The sequence below is a fragment of the Nitrosospira sp. Is2 genome (genome assembly GCF_033095785.1).
Lineage (GTDB): Bacteria > Pseudomonadota > Gammaproteobacteria > Burkholderiales > Nitrosomonadaceae > Nitrosospira.
The window spans coordinates 2,235,182-2,252,256 of record NZ_CP137134.1; the positions used below are offsets into that span (position 1 = coordinate 2,235,182).

The window sequence follows — 17,075 nt, forward strand, 5'->3', positions numbered from 1 at the left end:
CAACGTTCCGGGATGGAAAACCTGAGCGCCCTCAATGACATCTATCGTGGCGGCCCTGCCGCTCCCTCGAAGGCGCAAATGAGAAGTTTTAGCAGCCGCCGGATATATATTGCTGCATGATTGGATGTTTCCAGTTTCAGAAAAGGCACCTAAAACATGCCTTTTTCGACTATCAAAATTACCCGGCTGCATACATGGCGATTGCTTTCGGTCTACGCCAGAATTTTCTCAAATCGCTGCGCCGGACAGCGAAATTTCTCACTTTTTTATTCTCCAACGAGGTGAGGGTCACCTGATCGATTTCCCCCTGCTTCAACATTGCCCAAAGAGGTCCAAACCAGTTATGGTCGAGTTGTTTCAGACTTTCACGCCATCCGTACGGATCATGGTACTGGGCCTTTCCGTGTAAGGAATCGAGCACGACAAGGTGATTGCCGGATGGGGTGGACTGGCGCCATATTGCCGCGTTGGGTGGGAGCGGGGCCTGGCCTGTACCGGAGGCAAGCGCGAGGCTGCCGGCAAGATCATCATTGCTCCACACCTGCGAATAATCGGATACTAAAGACTCAGGCATGATTCCACCGCCCCAGAACCAAGTAGCGTTAATGGAAGGTTCGCCGCGCCCCTCGCGCGCCTGGTTTAGCGGGTGCTCGTGCAGCAGCATTTGAACTTCGTTAAACAAGCCGCGCCAGATCGTATTGTTCGAGCCGTAGGGCAAATGGTCATTGATGCCACGATCGATAACGTCGCTGAGTAAATGCGTGTGCGCCGGCGGCGTCTCGACCAGCCGCACGTACCAGCGATCAGGCTGCAAAGGCAGGAATTCCATGTCAAGGCCATTTGCAGAAAAATGCCGGGTGAGCAGACTTGTCAGCTGATGGGCTTCTTCTGGCGCGATCGGAAAAACGCGGCTGTCAGCAAGGACGGCTTGGTCGCGCTCAATACGCAAATGCACCGGATCGGCACGAATCCAATAATCCTGTCCCGCTTTTATTCTCTCCCCGCCGTCGCCCCGCAGTGTGATAGGGGCCACCGGCCAGTCAAGCTGCTTCTGGACGCCAAAGGCGCGGCAAAGCCAGGGCTCCATGCCCTCCGGTTCATCATCTGTGCGTGAGCATTTTGTGAGGAGGTTTTCCAGCGCAGGCAGCGGCAAATCACGATAAATTTCGGGAAGCGACGCGTCAGGCCAGAATAGCGAGGGAACGAGCAAATGCAGATTCATTGAATGGGACTTTCGGCTGTAAGCGAAGAATGGTCCGTATCGCGGGTCAAGCTGTCGGGCAGGGAGCTAGAGACAGTGTTCTGACAAAGACAGCATCGAGGGCGAAGCTAAAGCCTGTCGCGCAGGAGCACGACTAATCCTCCACGGACCGGGATTATTAGCCCCTTCTGATCCGGTTCCTAACCGCCCGCAACCATCATCCTGTCTATCAGCAGCGATCCACACTGTTTTGAACCACGTACGACCACATCACTTCCCGCTGCGGAAATACCGAGCAGCATATTTTTCAGATTACCGGCAATGGTAATTTCTTCCACTGCATGCTGAATCTCTCCGTCCTCGACCCAAAAGCCGGCTGCTCCCCGTGAATAGTCCCCGGTCACAGGATTGACCCCTTGGCCCAGCAATTCGGTAACCAGCACGCCTTTACCCATTTTTTTAAGTAGAGCGGGGAAGTCCAGTCCAGTTCCATTCTCAAGAATCAGATTGTGATTGCCCCCGGCATTTCCGGTGGTACGCAGGCCAAGCTTACGCGCGGAATAACTGCTGAGAAAATAACCTTGCAACACGCCATTCTCGACGACGTTGCGCTCATGCGTGACCACGCCTTCATCGTCGAAGGCCTGGCTAGCCAAACCCCTTTTCAGATGAGGCAATTCCCGGATCTGGATATGCGGCGCAAAAACCTGCTTGCCGATACTGTCCAGCAAGAACGACGACTTCCGGTAGAGACTGCCCCCGCTGACGGCCCTGACGAAATGTCCAATCAGACTTGAAGCGATAGGCGCCTCAAACAGCACAGGGACCTCACACGTGGGAATTTTTCTGGCGCCCAGCCGCGCAACAGTGCGAGTCCCCGCTTTTCTGCCGATGCTGCCGGCTTCCTCGAGGTCGCGCGCATTGCGCGCCACGCTGTACCAGTAGTCACGCTGCATGGTGTCGTTCTGGCTCGCTATCACAGCGCAGCTGATGCTGTGACGCGACGCGGGATAACCCCCCATGAATCCAAGACTGTTTGCATAAACAAACTGCGATTCATTCAGATAAACGCTGGCCCCTTCGGAATTGGTGATACGCTTGTCAACGTCCAACGCGGTCGCCTCGCATGTCTTTGCAAGTTCTATCGCCTGCTCTACCGGCAAATCCCAGGGAAAATAGAGATCGAGATCGGGAAACGCTCGCGCCAGTAAATCGGCGTCCGCCAGCCCCGCACAATCGTCGGCCGCCGTATGGCCGGCTATTGAGATAGCCGCTGCCACTGTGTCGCTTACCGCCCGTGGAGAAAAATCCGAGGTACTGGCGTGGCCGCGCTTCTGCCCAATGTATACCGATACCGACAGACCCTTGTCGCGGTTGTATTCTATTGTTTCTACTTCCCCGCGCCGTACTGTAACGTTCTGGCCGAAACCATCGGAGAGGTCGGTTTCGCAGGCGGTGGCGCCAAGCTTCTTCGCTTGGCTCAACACATCTTCCGCAATTGTCTGGAGTGTAGTGAAAGGATAGGAGAAACGAGGCGAGGATTTTGCTATGGCGGTCATGGGAGGGCGATTTCGGGAGTTGCAATGGATTTGTTACCGGCGAATGGCGCTATGATAACAGTTTCTTAACGTGGGAATGGGTGCGCAAAAGAACATGATTGATAATTCCGAATCCGAACTTCCGCCGAGCAAAACGCGACGCAAGCGGGAAATGCACGAACTCCAGGACATTGGCGAGCAGTTGGTTCAACTCGATCTCAAGCGTTTAAGGGAGCTTGATTTGCCTGAAGCACTGATGGACGCCGTTCTTGAAGCCAAGCGGATGCGCAAACACGGCGCCATCCGTCGCCAGATGCAATTTATCGGCAAGCTGATGCGTGATCTGGATGCTTTGCCTATCAGGCAAAAACTGGACGCGTGGAACGGACTAGCCCTGCAGCAGACGGCATGGCTGCATCAACTCGAGCGCTGGCGAGAACGGCTATTGTCAGATGAACAGGCACTGGAGGAACTCGGACAGAAATTTCCCGCCGCCGACTTCCAGCAACTGCGCGCGCTTATACGTAATGCGCAAAAAGAAAGGCTGGCGAACAAGCCCCCTAAGAGCTTCCGTGCCTTATTTCAGGAATTGCAGAACCTCATCCCTCAAACCGAGGGGAAGGGCCGATTCGTTCGTGATGAGTAAATGCGTGTTGGAGCCTGGGAACCCCCTTTTTTTCGCCACTTGACGCAGACATGGCCAGGCAATGGCAGCGGATACACAGCTCGGCTGCCGCCATCCCTTCGTTTCAAGCGGTGACTAAAACTTGATGCCCGTACCGACCAATTGCGATGAGAAGATGTTGTAGGCAAATTCTTGCGGTTCCAGGCTATCTCGCGCATGGCCCCCAACTTCAGCCTGCGGATACATGAAGAACGGCAGCTCGCCCAATACGCTGTCTCGTGCCAGCTTAACGTCTCGGGCATGATTAAATGCCACCCAGTTCATCTCCCACGAACCAAACAATTTTTCTCTTAGTACGGCCACTCTTGGATGTCCAAGCGGCAATTCCTCGTCCAATACCAATTGACGCACATCGGAAGGATCGACAGGTACCCAGCCCAGGCCGACCAGATAAAACTCGGGACGGCAATGTTGAGCCGTCGTAATGTCTCCCGATCGGCCAAGCGTTTTATGCGCTGCGGACTCATCTATCCGGATTCCATAGTTATCCCGGGCAGGAACACCGGCGGCCCTCGCCAGACCGACAAACAAGGTGTTGAGGTCGGCGCATTTGCCGCTCAGGTTGCCGGATTCCAGCATGGATTTGATATCTCCCCGGCCGCAGCCCCGCGTTTCCGGATCGCGATAGGAATTATCCACTACCCAATCGTATATTGCCTTTGCTTTCTCCAAAGAGGAATGGGCATTGGTGTCCTTTACTATGGAAAGCGCAGTCTTGCGAACGATGCCATCCAGGGGGACGTGCTTAGTGGCCTGCAGATAACGTTTTACATCCGCGGGAAGCGCGGCCCCGCGTCGCTCGGAGTAATGCTGCAGGTCGACCGTACGATTGGTTGTCTTGACGACGCTGCTGACTGTCACGTTGCGGGGACCGCTTCCGCGCCACTCCCCATAAAACATGGGCGAGGTCGTACCGGGAACGGCATCAAACCTGGCAATGCTCGCATTCCCGCTCCATACGCTGCCTTGGGAAAATTGATGGGCGCTATCGTTGATATCAGGCAAGGGTAGCCATAGGCGTGCCTTGTTCCCGTCGCTGGGGAGGTCCACCTTATAAGTCAGGCGATAGGTATTTGTTCTTGGTCGTATGACCTCCTGATCCTTACCAAACACCGAAGGTGCAACAGGAAGCAACGCCGCGCTTGCCCCGGCCAGCTTGATAAAATCCCTGCGTTTCATGATTTCTCCTGCTGTATGATTCGATCCAAGAAAATCGAAAGGTGCGAATCTAATCCTCCCTCTAGGTTAAGTCAACCGGGGGATCCCGAGATAATTTATAAGCGGTGCCAAGGCGCTGCAGCTCCCCAGCCTCCCTCGAAAATCCGCCATCGCTTTTGTTTGCACTTCAGGCTGTCCTGGGCTAGGCTACCGCCTTCCTCGTTTTCTTGATGGCCTTTTGACCGGTTGCCCAGCTTATACCGATGACGATTCCAACCAGTCTACTTCCTGCCGTCGAGCTCGAAACCGGACCCAGCCCCACGCACGCGGTCCTGTGGCTGCACGGTCTTGGTGCGGATGGGCACGATTTCGTTCCCATAGTGGACGAACTCGCGTTGCCTTCCACCCTAAGTATTCGCTTCGTGTTCCCTCACGCCCCTATGCGACCGGTAAGTATCAACCGCGGAATGGTGATGCGCGCCTGGCATGATTACGACCTGATCGATCCAAATGTTGGGGTTCAGGAAAACCTTGACAGCTTACGCAGTTCGCAACGAGCGATTGAAGCTTTGATAGATCGGGAAACGGAGCGCGGGATTAAACCAGAGAATGTTGTTCTGGCAGGGTTCTCGCAAGGCGGGGCCTTGGCTTTACACACCGGCTTGCGCCATTCCGAAAGACTCGCCGGCATTATGGCGTTATCGGGTTATCTCCCCGCGCCGCGGACACTTGCGGCAGAAGCGCATCGCGCCAATTTTGCCACTCCGATTTTCATGGCCCATGGCCGCCTGGACAGTGTCGTACCCTTAGTACTGGCGGGGACTTCGAAGCAGCAGTTGCTGGCGTCCGGCTATGCGGTGGATTGGCATGAATATCCGATGGCGCATACCGTTTGCAGGGAAGAAATCGACGACATCAGCCGCTGGCTGAACCGTGTATTGGAATAGCGCGCTCAGTCAATCGCATCAGCTGCTACTGCTGTTAATCATCGTGTCTAACGCTATTCGCTGTTCGGATAGCGTCGCGACTTCCTCCCGCAGCCCTACCTCTTCCCAGCCAGCAGGCTGAAAATCTTCACTATTTTTTTATGTGTACATGACAGTTACCTCACATCTGCTGTATTACCCTGATGACAATATGGAATTATGTGCTATATTCCTTCTTATCAACAGGGTAATTCATAACTAGATATTTATAACTAGACAAAGCGGAGGAACCCAAATGCACGCGGTTGCCCAAAATCAAAATACTGAACAGTTGCCGGTTTCCATAACAGCTAAACAAGGCGCGACCCGGAAAATTGCCCATATTGATGACGATCCGGACATTCGCGACACTGTGAAGAAAATACTCACGGCGAATGGATATGCTGTTGATAGTTACCAGACAATGGATGACTTCATAGAATCATTGGGGAATACATCGGATCTGCCAGACCTGGCAATCCTGGACGTAATGGTCGAAACGATGGATAAGGGCCTGGAAGCCTACGTCACCATACGCGACCGTTTTCCTAAGCTTCCCATGATATTCATGACCTCTCTCGGTGAAGAAATCCGCCCCTATTTCACGGGGGTTTCGGACGAATGGATATTGATTGTGGAAAAACCGGTGGAGCCGGTGAGTTTCCTGTCGATCATACGTAGCCGTCTGGAAGACGCATAACGTTAACCCAGGTTCTTCCTGGAAATTTAACCATGGCGATTGCCGAATTTTCCTGGGATGGTTCCAAAAATCGCTTCGCTTTCCCGGGAGTGGGCTTGGGTCGCGCCAAGCTGAGCGACGAGGTATTAATCGGCAATGCGCGGTGGTTTATCATCTTTCGGTGGGCCGTAATCGCACTACTTATTCTTTTTCAGATATTTGCGCTTATCGCCTCCGACACGCTCACCACCATCGGCATCACTCATCAGCAGGGGTGGCCAGTCGCCGTGACGGCCATATTGGCCATTGCTAATATTTTCTATATCTATGCCCTGGATTTCCGTCCGCGAACAAAACACAACTCCCCGGCCATTAACATCTGGGCGCAAATAATAATCGATCTTGTTTGCCTGTCGGTCGTCGTGCATTTTGCGGGCAGCATTGGCACGCCCGCTCCGTTCTTCTATGTGCTGCACATCGTCCTGTCCTGCATTTTTTTCTCGACCATCGAGAGCCTGATCGTTACCGCGCTTGTCTGTTGCATGTACGGGGCGGTTTTGCTGATTGAGAACCCCCTGCTTTTCCTGGCCCCTCAATCTGTGCTGATAGATTCAGGCGCAGCCGAGGTCACCCCGCTCAAGGTCAATATCCTCTTATGGATGGTTACGCTTGATGTGCTTTTCATCATAGTCTGGTATGTCGTCTCGCGACTGGCAATCGTCGTGCGCACTAATGAGCGGCATCTCATGGATGCCTATAAGCAGATCAGCCAGGCGCAAGTCGAAAAGGACCGGTATGCGGTTCTCATGACCCATCAGCTCAAGGCACCCCTGGACGCTATTCGCAGCAAAATCGGTTTGGTAAAAGGGAATTATTGTGGAGAGGTGTCACCTGAAATAAAGGATATTCTCGGAAAGATCGATGACCGCGCCGCGGGTATGGCAGGCTTGATCCTCGATGTGCTTAAACTTGAAAGATTGAAAGCCGCCGCTCGGGACCCGAATAATCATGAGTGCGTCAATATTGGGCCGGTCATTCGCAAGTGCATCGATAAACTCGGGCCAATAGCAAATTCGCGCCAGATCAGGATAAACGCCTCGACCGATGATTTTTTAGTGCAATGTATTCCCAGTCAGCTTGAAATACTTTTCGAGAATATCATCTCAAACGCAATTACCTATTCCTACGATGGTGGTTCGGTGGAGATTGTGTCCAAAATCAACAGGCAAAGCTTATCCGCGGTGATAACGGTGAGTGACCACGGGATCGGCATAAGTGATATGGAGTTGCCGCATATATTCGACGAATATTTTTACGCGCCCAGAGCGGCTCTGCATAATCGGACGTCGAGCGGAATTGGACTGTCGATCGTGAAAACAGTGGCGGAAAATAACAAGCTTCACATCCAGGTTGCCAGCGAACACGACGTCGGGACGGCTTTTTCCGTTCTCTTCCAGTATGTGGGAAACGCATCAGATACAGAAACGAGCATGCAGAGAACAAATTCGGGTAAATATCTGCCAGACTCTCAGGGTGAAACAACGGCACCATCCAAAGGCGGGTGCCAACCCGCTTAGCTATGGAAGATCGGCGGGTTTCGTTACAACGGATACTCGCCCGATTTTTTCCTCGTGATTTTAAGCTGTCCTCGATGGGTTTTGCTCTCAAGCCGTTTTTTTTGCGAAGTACGCGTTGGTTTAGTCGGTTTTCGCTTGGGTGGCAGCACGGCGATGCTATCAACCAGTTCCTGCAAACGTCTCACCGCTTCTTCACGGTTTTTCTTCTGAGTGCGATACTGCTGCGACTTGATAACCACAATACCTGCTCTTGTGATCCGCGAATCGTTGAGCTTCAATAAGCGCTCCTTGTAAACTTCAGGCAGCGAGGAAGCGTCAATATCATAGCGTAGGTGAATTGCGCTGGATACCTTGTTTACATTTTGTCCACCCGATCCCTGCGCTCGAATCGCTTTAATCTCGATCTCGCTTTCGGCAACGGATATCGTATTAGGATTTTCCACCATTATGCTGGGCGGGCAGAGTACGACTTAAATTTTTACCAATCGCTTCATGCCTGGCTCATTTTTGCATTGTATCCGCATGGTCCCAATGGGGAAGAAACAACCGCGGCGAAAAATCGAAATCCCTGGTTGCTTCAGAATGATTAAAACACAAATCAACGTTCATTCGTGTCGCCATCTCTGCGTTCAGCCCCCGGCCGCCGGGCAGCAGCCTGACGAGCTTTATTGCGGCATGAAATAGCCACTCGGGCACCGTGAGAAAACGTGCCGGCTTGCCGAGCGCGTCGAAGATTTTCGCGACCATCTGCAGATAGCTTAATGCCTCACCCCCGCTCAAATTGTATGCCCGGTTGAATGTCTGTGGCCGCCAGAGGGCAAGAATGCAGGCATTTGCGAGATCATCGGCATGGACTGGCTGGCGCAACCCCCGGCCTTCTCCCAGTAATGGAAAAAAACCGAAGCGCCGAATAAAACTCGCGATTCTAGTAATATTCTTATCCCGCACACAATCGTATACCAACGTTGGGCGGAACACAGTCCAGTTAATTCCGAAGGTCGCGCAGAGCTTGCTAACCTCCTCCTCCGCCTCGGTTAAACGCACCGATAGACGCCGTTCATCCGGGTTGACCGAACCGGCCTTGCTGAATACGCTGGTGGAACCGAAGCCGATCACCCGTTTAAGCTGAAGCGAGTCCAAAACGGGCAACAGCGGGGGAAGCAGCCAGAGCGGCGCAAGATGCACAAGCGCATTGGCGGAGAGGCGGGGCAACTGCTCAGGATCGCTGATGTCGCTTGAGTGCCAGAATAAATTTTTTTCGGTGGCAATCAGACCGCTGCGGTTATTACGGCTGATGGCATGAACCTCGCAACCGGAAGTTGCGAGCTTCGGCAGCAGAAACTGCCCGATGATGCTGCTCGCGCCGGTAACGATAATTCGAGGAGGTGAAGAAAGCTCCGACATTGACTTGCCAACCTTTCCCAGAGCTTGGGGTTGTATATGTTTGGGCCACTTATCCAGAACGCTGGGTTAAGAAGTTCCGCTTGACTACCCTCTCCTGCTTCGGGATCGCGTTATCGACTCATCCTACCCAACGTGAAGGCTTTTCTATGGCAGGGTTTGGCGCCCCGGCGCTTGATCAAGCGTTGATGTGTCCCCGCTTTTTCTCCCTATATCTGCCGCATGCTCCGACTAACGTAAAACCGGCCAACATCATTGCCCACGCCTCTGGTTCCGGGACCGACGTTATCACACCGATCTGTCCGCGGCGGCTCACCAGGTAGAGATTACCTGAACCATCCGAGCCGAACGAGGTAATACGTCCGGTCATGCCGGTGGGAGAGATCAATTCGGCGGTCCGGTCGGCAAGTTCCGTGATTCCAGTATCTTCAGAGAAGCGGAACGTCATGACTTTGTCGGTGATAAAGTCTGCAAAGAAATAGGTTCCCTCCAACCCGTTAATTTCTGCCCCGCAATACGCGTAGCCACCAATAATCGACGCTCCGCCGCCATTGTGGTCCTACTCAAAGATGGGTCCGGTGTGGTTGTTCCGGATCTTCAGGAAAATGTAACTGGGTGCCTTCGAACTTGCGCCATCCGTAATTCGCTCCCTGGAGAACCCGGCTGCGAGTAGGGCACAAATCGTTCTAAACATCTAACTCCTTTATTCGAGTTGTCGCGTCCTGCTCCTGGAAGCACTGAAGTGCGGCTGGCTTTTACTGGATTATTCTATTTGTGTGCTCGGACATAGAAATAGGCGCAGCGATATGAAACCCGCGCGATGTGTGCCCTTTCTCAAATACAACTACAAGCAAGTCAATTGCGGGATACATGATATGTAACCGAATAACAGCGGTCTTCGCGTAAGAACGCGCCAATGTGTGCTGTTTTGATGTGCTGACGTCGTAGACCGTCATATCCTATATCAAACTGTCGGGCGCCAAGAAAAGTTACTCAAGCTTAGATTAATACCCGACATTATGCTCGCCAAACGCCAATCTACGCTTGACCCTAGCTGCACCAGCATAAGGACTGATTATTAGCTGCCTGGCGGTGCCTCCAGCTGAACTATCGGTATGAGTCGATGCGCCCATGAATATCAAACGAGGAGGTTTCAGCCGCGAGCCAACCACGCGTCGGCGATCTCACTTTCGTCAAATATGCTTCCAGGACATGGGAAAAGTCGAGCCATTCACCCGGTGCTTCATCTCCAAAAGGTCCGGATGTCGTGTTGTCGAAGTCGATTTCCACATACTTTCCTTCCAAAGGGGGATTCGGGCACTTCACCTGCCATAAACTCCATTGGTCGACGAGCTTGAATTGCCGGCACCCGACAGACCATAGTTCCGCAAAATAAGAGGTTTGACTCTCTTCTATGGACACATACCGTGGACGGAGGGGGAAGTCACGCAATGCACATACTACATCGATGTCATTACCCTCGATATCGATCTTAAGGTAATAGGGTATACCATGCTTTTCGAAAAGGGATTGTGGCCGGATGCACTGCACTGGAATTTCAAGATATTGTGTCCCGTTTCGGGTTCCCCAGCTTTTATTGAAGCTGCTCCAACGGTCATTGTCGAGATTTGCATAGAAAATAAACTCACCCTCCTGCGCGGCTAAACCAACTGGCTCGATTACCAGCTGACCCGAATCAATATAGGGAGCCAGGTTTATACGCGCGTTCTCAACCGCGGGTGGGCTTGCTTCCACAGCGACTACCCGGAAGCCCTTGCGCAGGTAGAACAGACTGTCGCGGCCGTTGTTCATGCCTATATCCATAATCAGCGGCATGGCCGCAATTTCAGGGCTCAACACTTTCTAATACAAGGGCCCTTAATTTTGTTGTTTCTTTAGCGGCTCCGGGAAAGTAATTTTCTATTTCGATCATTTTCTGGAAAAAGCTCTCCTGCGTGTGCCTCTTCCGGAGCAACTCAAGCGCGCAACTCCAGCGCTTGTGCCTCTCTTCCGGGTGACTCAACGCTTTTCTGATTGCACTAATGTATTCATCGACCAATTCCGTATCTGCCACGGGGTATCCAGTTTCTTCATTGATCAGTTCGGGCACGCCACCTACGGCAGATGCCACAATAGGCAGCCCAGCCAATGTGGCCTCAAGTAGAACGTTTGGTAGCCCGTCCCAGGCAGAGGTATAGAGGAATATGCTGAAGAGATCGCGGTCTTCGACGAGGCCACCATTTTCATATGGTCCGGTAAAGATCACATTTGGTAATTGAGATAATCGTTTTTCCAGTTGCTTTTCTTCCCTAGTGACGGCATATCCTTTAACACGAAAACGTATTTCCGGCATGGCTATTGCGATTTCTAGAAGAAGGTCGGGTCTCTTTTGTTGTGTAATACGGCCCGCCCACAGAATGTCACCTTTATTAGAGGAGATGTAACCGGATGTATTAGTGTCAGTACTGGGAAAGTAGACGGTGTGGACACGTGTAAGGTCCACTCCGTATCGCCTGTTCAATTCGTTCGGGTAATACGCCGTATCACAAATGATTCCCGAAAGGTGCGGTAGTGTTGAGGTGAGATAAGATCGGGCATAGCCATGTGGGTGGCCGACAGAATCGTAATCGTCGCAATAGAGGCTGGCAAAAACTGCTTTTCGCTCCGCCTGTAAGGACTTGCTATGCTTTTGAAACATTTGCCACCCTAACTGGGACTGAATAATGTGAATTGTTTTCGCTTTGGACTGCAACAGCAACCTTACTAGTACCATGATTCGCTCTGCTTCACTCAATTCCCGTCCCAGGCGTCCTAGTTCAACCACTGGAATGTTCTTAGCTACTCGCCCAAGCCACGGCGATTCTGCATCCATCGTCGTGATGAGAGCAGCCGTTAACCCCAGTCTTTCGCAGGCATTAATGTGATGTAGTGTGCCCAGATCAGCGCCACCTCGTTTCAGCCAGGGGGCAATAAAAATAATGTCAAGATTAGAATTTCCGATTGCTCTCCGACACATGGAATAGACTTTACCGGGCGCGTCTTCCATCGGAAGTTGGTATGTATGAAATTTTCCTAGATACTCCGGCGTGGGGTAAAGCTCGGGTTCGATTTGAGCAAGCTGCTGCAGCTCTTCTACGACCCAGGGGGGAACTGCGGCTGCTCCAAGTACCGTCTTCGCCGGTATTTTCCCCGCTTTATCATTATTGCTGAAATTCATAACCTGACCGCAGTAGAAGATCATCTTTACGTGATGTGCGAGTGTCATCATTTGATTACGTTGCTGCTCGGGCAATAATCTGAACGCCGGTTTAAAGACCGCGCTAAATATCCGTTGAGCAAAAAAAGATGAGGTGAGAAATCCCGTAATACTCATGAACGTGCGTCCGTATTAATTTCAGCCCACGCTTCCACTCGATCATAAAATGCTGAGGGCCTTATAATTGCCCCCGCTGACACCATCGTTGTGACCATAGACTCGGCTTTTCGCCTATAAAAAAGCGCTGTATTGGGCGCAGAAGCGTGTACGATGCCGTGCGCTAAAACCTCTACATTCCAGTGCCAGTCCTCATAACCAAATCCCGTTTCCTTTAGATCGGTACGATGATAAGGATGGGCTAAATATATTTCCCTTATTCCAAAGGAGCATGATATCCAAGGATGGTGCGATAGACATACGGCGAACGAAAACGGGTCTTTTATCATGTCGGTTATACGCGTGACAGAATAAGATGCACCAAATGCAACACACAACTCTGGGTGAATTACCACGGGGTCTTCAAAGGTTTTTGCGAGTTCCAGCGCAGCGACTGGCCAGTTTGAGGAATAATAGTCATCCCCATCCATTGTTCCTATATATTCACCGCGCGCTGCTTCAACTCCGCTGTTCCGGGACAAAGCTAGGTCCCCGTGATTCACTTCGATGATTTGATCCCCCTTAGTAACAAAGGGATGGTTCTTGACGATGTGCTTGGTAAGCTCGTCAGCGCGATCCAGCGTGAGGACGAACTCGATAGGGATTTTCTGCCTTGAAGCATATTCACGAACTCGTGTAAGGCTTGACAAGGTGAAATGCGCCAGTACTCCCTCAGAATGAAAGGTGACGATTTGACTGATAGTAGGTGTTGTTGAATACATCTTTTATAAGATCGTGGGGGGTAGACTAAAATAAGACGGTGGGGGGGAACAAACCCCGTGTCTCAAATGAAGTTAAGAAACCCCTTCCCAATCATTTCCAAGTTTAGGTCGGGTCTCTGCGATGCTAACGGATATCAGACCAAGTTGATTAGTCGGTCAAAGCTGGAAAAATGGTGTTATTCTTGAGGATGGGCAAAATTTTGATAATTCAGCCGTCGGTGAATATCATAATTAAACAAAGTCGCGGTGTTCTGTGCGGTACCGCACAAACGGGGAACAGGCAGATGCCGGTCGAAGAGGTTCCAGCGTAAAATGCCGCTGCAACGCGCCAGGATTATCTAATGGTCCCCCTTAACCGAATGGCTCACCACTTCCGACCTCCTGGTTGCGTTATGAGGGCTCAATACATCGCCCCAAAGATAGCCCATCAGGGCGGCAGGCACCTCCGGTCTGTCCCACAGTATTAAATCGAAGTATGAGTTAAATTCGCGGGCAAAGGTAATTGAGGAAGTCAGGACTGGACCGCGCAGGTCCAGTACGCAGCACTGGCTCGACGATCTGCTTTTTTTTAATTCAGCAAGGGACGGCAACGCGCTATTGCAATTGAAGACCTGTGAAGGTCCAGGATGTGTCTCCGCTACCGAACACTTTGCGCTTCTGATCCAGCGGTCAATATAGCGGCGCCTCAACATATTTGTTTTTCTCATCTGATCTACTTTTGCCGACTCAGTCACCGAATGAGAATGGATACGATGTTTATAGAGGGGCTCTGGAATATACGCCAGCCTTCCTATTTCCGAAATCTTTAGAGCCAGCTCCCAGTCTTGAATACCCTCGAATTCATCGCTGCATCCGTTCACCTGAATAAATACAGAGCGGCGGATGACTTTAAGATGAGATGCAACCATGCCATCCAGCAAATCCTCGCGTAATGAGCGATTACTTGGTTTTAGATGGTAATAACCTCCATATCTTGCGAGGCGCACGGAAGCTCCGGCTTCATCAATATCCCACCGATCAGAAAAAAAATAGTCGATATCGGGCCGTTGTTTAATCTCCTCATCTACACGTGAAAGCGCGTTTGGCACGAGCAAGTCGTCGCAGTCGAGAAAGGCAATGAACTTGCCCCTCGCCAGCTCAACGGCCTCGTTCTGAGATGCGGAAATACCTCGATTGGAAGCATGCATGACGATGCGGAGGCCGGTTAGTTTGCCCTTCAGTCCTCGCATCAGCTCGTGAATGCGAAGGTCGGGAGAGGCATCGTCGATGCAGATCACCTCGAATTCCGTTGTTCCTTGCTCCGCCAGTGAGCGCAAGCATTCTTCAATATACTCGTAGTGGTTGTAGACAGGAATAACCACCGAGATAAATGGGGAGTTGGCCGTAGTGGATAGAAAGGAGAGTTGCCTCAGCAACTGTGCAGCATTCGCTTCCTGGTTATCTGAGCGTGTTGGGGTTGATGTTTCTGCTGACGACAAATTCGTCTGTAAACGAGAAACTTCTTGACGATACTCGGGATGCTTTTCGTAGTACTGCTCGAACCATGAAACAGCCGACTCGAGAAAGAGAGGATGTTTCCCTCCAAGTAAAGCGTCGATTTTTTGCGCAGCAAGGAGCCAGCTTTTGCCCATGCCGACATAGGAGCGGCGCATGCTTTGTGCATGTTGCCGGTAAACAGCGTAATGACCACGTAGATATGCCAGCCGACAGCCTAGAGAACTGAGTGTGCACCAGAAGAGCCAGTCTTCCTTGGCGCGTGCGCTTACATCGAACCTCGTTTGTGAGAAGACGTCCTTTCGGAACAGGGCGCAATGAATCGGGATAGCGAATCCTCGCTCCCAGCGATACAAAAAATCGTCGAGGGTGAGCGGAAATCTGGAGATGGCCGCATCAGAACGCGTAATATGTGTAACAGTCTCATCGGACAACAAGAAATCACATATGGATACGTCAAGCGCTGGACAGATCGCCATGTGCGCCACCTGGACGTCCAGCTTGCCGGGTATGAGAATATCGTCGGCATCGAGGAGCTGAATGAATTGCCCCGTGGCAGCTTCAATTCCCGAATTTCGCGCCCCCGAGAGGCCTTGGTTCACTTGGCGCACAATGCGCACTTTCCCGGACAGATTAGCTACCTCGCCGAGATAGAGCTCCGTTTTTGGATCGGTGCTTCCGTCATCGACAACGATAATTTCCGTTTTTCCCTCGTATGCCAGCAGGGCCGACGAGACAGATTCGTATAGATATTGACCTTGATTGAAGAAGGGAATTACGATGGATATTACTGGATTTTCCGGCCCCGAATCGGAAGCCACCCGGTTTCCCCTACCGAATCCGTTAGATGCGTTGATGTAGCCCGGTATTGTTTGCACGCTTTCACGGAAAGCGCCCCAGCTATGCCGGGTTTTCACCAGCTCTTTTAGCGCTTGAGCTCGCGTGGCGGCTTCACCGGCATCAGCCCTGATAATCTGAAGGGCTTCCTCATAGTCCCGCACTGTCGGCTCCTCTGGAAGCGGGAAGCCAGTCCGCGTCGAAATCAGTTCTCCTACCCCCCCGACTGTGGGGGCAATTACCGGAATTCCCAACGCGCCAACTTCGAGCAGAATGTTGGGTAGACCTTCCCAACGGGAAGTAAATAGAAATGCATCAAATGGTCCATCCCTCACTAATTCGCGTGGATCGGAAAACCCCCCCTTTAAGATCAGGTTGGGCTGTGACGGGAGGCTGGTTTCCTTATCAACGACGCTGTGGCCATAAACCATGAAATCGGCAAAGACACAGCGTCGGGCGATATCGTAGAGCAAGTCGACACGCTTCTCCGCGTCCAGCCGGCCAGCCCACAACACCCGCAAACGCCGGTCAGGCCCATCAGGGCCGCAAGAGGATGACGATACGGAAGGCGCATTTAGGGTCTTCTCCGGGAAAATTCTGCAAGGATTGTAAACAACATGCAGTTTCGTCGAGGTAGTCGCGTCAAGCTCGTATTCAGCAATTGTGTCGGTAATGAACCGATGATTATCGCTAAGCAACCCATGGAGATGAGGTAATGCCGGCCGGAGAAAATAGGATGCGTAGCCGGTCTTGCGACGGGTACCGGGCAGATATTGAAAGGCAAATATACTTGCAAAAACCTGCGTGAGTCGCGACATCAAAAGGCCATGATCGATGATCAGCTTCCATGCCAGTTCACTGTTAATGTTATGGAGAACAGCTGGCTTCACAGCCTGAACCAATGACTTCAGAAATTGCAGCCGAATGTTCTCGAAATCGGATTGCACGTGGTCATGCAATGCTACGACCTTGATACCGTCGGGTAGAACCATGAGATCGTTTTTCAAAGGACGATCCGTTATGAGGACGAGAACGGTAAGACAGGGCTGAAGCTCACGGTATGCGCGTGCAAAATTAAGCGCTACCCGCTCTGCACCACCCGAACTTATGAACGGCACAGTGATCATGTTGCCGATAGGTCCGTACCTACTGCAGTGCTCGGAAAGCTCCAGGAGCAACTGCACAAAAGCATGCTCATCAGGCTCTGGCCATGCGAGCGAATCAGAGCGGGAACCAAAGGACTTTCTTAGTTCTGAAAACATCGCCAACCCGCTTTTCTCGCTCGTCAGTGCGCGAAGGACAGGAGACAAAGCTTCGCGAATTTTTGTCTTAGTAGTATAGGAAAAGGGAAGGTTGGCGTAGACATGTCTTGCCAAGTGTAACCAACGACTCATACTGACCAACGC

General features: G+C 51.9%; 14 protein-coding genes. 4 read left to right on the plus strand and 10 right to left on the minus strand.

Annotated features, from left to right (window positions below; translation table 11 throughout):
* Positions 1-178: 178 nt before the first annotated feature.
* Together R5L00_RS09795 and pmbA are read right to left on the minus strand one after the other, a co-directional pair.
* A complete protein-coding gene (locus R5L00_RS09795; protein WP_317651405.1) occupies positions 179-1,222 on the minus strand; it encodes a phosphoglycerate mutase in 1,044 nt (347 codons plus the stop codon).
* A 179-nt stretch (positions 1,223-1,401) separates the two neighbouring features.
* Entirely contained in the window at positions 1,402-2,760 is a 1,359-nt protein-coding gene (pmbA, locus tag R5L00_RS09800) for a metalloprotease PmbA (RefSeq protein WP_317651407.1), read from the minus strand.
* Positions 2,761-2,854: 94 nt separating this feature from the next.
* Between pmbA and yjgA the strand changes: the two genes are divergently transcribed.
* Positions 2,855-3,385, plus strand: a complete 531-nt coding sequence (gene yjgA / locus R5L00_RS09805; protein ID WP_317651408.1) for a ribosome biogenesis factor YjgA — start codon at positions 2,855-2,857, stop codon at positions 3,383-3,385.
* A gap of 114 nt (positions 3,386-3,499) precedes the next feature.
* Here the strand turns inward: yjgA and R5L00_RS09810 are convergent, their stop codons facing one another.
* The gene (locus R5L00_RS09810; RefSeq protein WP_317651409.1) at positions 3,500-4,603 is read right to left on the minus strand and encodes a transglutaminase-like domain-containing protein; all 1,104 of its coding nucleotides are present in this window, start codon (positions 4,601-4,603) and stop codon (positions 3,500-3,502) included.
* Positions 4,604-4,845: 242 nt separating this feature from the next.
* On the opposite strand from R5L00_RS09810, the gene R5L00_RS09815 reads away from it, so the two are divergent.
* From R5L00_RS09815 to R5L00_RS09825, 3 genes are all read left to right on the plus strand, one after another.
* Positions 4,846-5,529: an alpha/beta hydrolase gene (locus R5L00_RS09815; RefSeq protein ID WP_317651410.1), complete on the plus strand. Its 684-nt coding sequence runs from the start codon at positions 4,846-4,848 to the stop codon at positions 5,527-5,529.
* Between the two features lie 274 nt (positions 5,530-5,803).
* A complete protein-coding gene (locus tag R5L00_RS09820; protein ID WP_107694743.1) occupies positions 5,804-6,247 on the plus strand; it encodes a response regulator transcription factor in 444 nt (147 codons plus the stop codon).
* Between the two features lie 32 nt (positions 6,248-6,279).
* Complete coding sequence (locus R5L00_RS09825; RefSeq protein ID WP_317651412.1) at positions 6,280-7,803, plus strand: HAMP domain-containing sensor histidine kinase; 1,524 nt, start codon at positions 6,280-6,282, stop codon at positions 7,801-7,803.
* Positions 7,804-7,826: 23 nt separating this feature from the next.
* On the opposite strand, the gene arfB is transcribed toward R5L00_RS09825, so the two are convergent.
* The 7 genes from arfB to R5L00_RS09860 all read right to left on the minus strand — a co-directional run bounded on the left by arfB (position 7,827) and on the right by R5L00_RS09860 (position 17,063).
* Complete coding sequence (gene arfB, locus R5L00_RS09830; protein ID WP_317651414.1) at positions 7,827-8,249, minus strand: alternative ribosome rescue aminoacyl-tRNA hydrolase ArfB; 423 nt, start codon at positions 8,247-8,249, stop codon at positions 7,827-7,829.
* Positions 8,250-8,304: 55 nt separating this feature from the next.
* Positions 8,305-9,207: an NAD-dependent epimerase/dehydratase family protein gene (locus R5L00_RS09835; RefSeq protein WP_317651416.1), complete on the minus strand. Its 903-nt coding sequence runs from the start codon at positions 9,205-9,207 to the stop codon at positions 8,305-8,307.
* A 175-nt stretch (positions 9,208-9,382) separates the two neighbouring features.
* Positions 9,383-9,697 (minus strand): PEPxxWA-CTERM sorting domain-containing protein, encoded by a 315-nt coding sequence (locus tag R5L00_RS09840; protein WP_317651419.1) that lies wholly within the window; start codon positions 9,695-9,697, stop codon positions 9,383-9,385.
* A gap of 614 nt (positions 9,698-10,311) precedes the next feature.
* Positions 10,312-11,016, minus strand: a complete 705-nt coding sequence (locus R5L00_RS09845; RefSeq protein ID WP_317651420.1) for an FkbM family methyltransferase — start codon at positions 11,014-11,016, stop codon at positions 10,312-10,314.
* A gap of 34 nt (positions 11,017-11,050) precedes the next feature.
* Positions 11,051-12,577: a glycosyltransferase family 4 protein gene (locus R5L00_RS09850; protein WP_317651422.1), complete on the minus strand. Its 1,527-nt coding sequence runs from the start codon at positions 12,575-12,577 to the stop codon at positions 11,051-11,053.
* On the minus strand, positions 12,574-13,338 hold the full coding sequence (locus tag R5L00_RS09855) for a glycosyltransferase (RefSeq protein WP_317651424.1): 765 nt from the start codon (positions 13,336-13,338) through the stop codon (positions 12,574-12,576). Before R5L00_RS09855 ends, R5L00_RS09850 begins: the two co-directional genes overlap by 4 nt.
* 338 nt (positions 13,339-13,676) lie before the next feature.
* The gene (locus tag R5L00_RS09860; protein ID WP_317651425.1) at positions 13,677-17,063 is read right to left on the minus strand and encodes a glycosyltransferase; all 3,387 of its coding nucleotides are present in this window, start codon (positions 17,061-17,063) and stop codon (positions 13,677-13,679) included.
* Between the last annotated feature and the right edge of the window lie 12 nt (positions 17,064-17,075).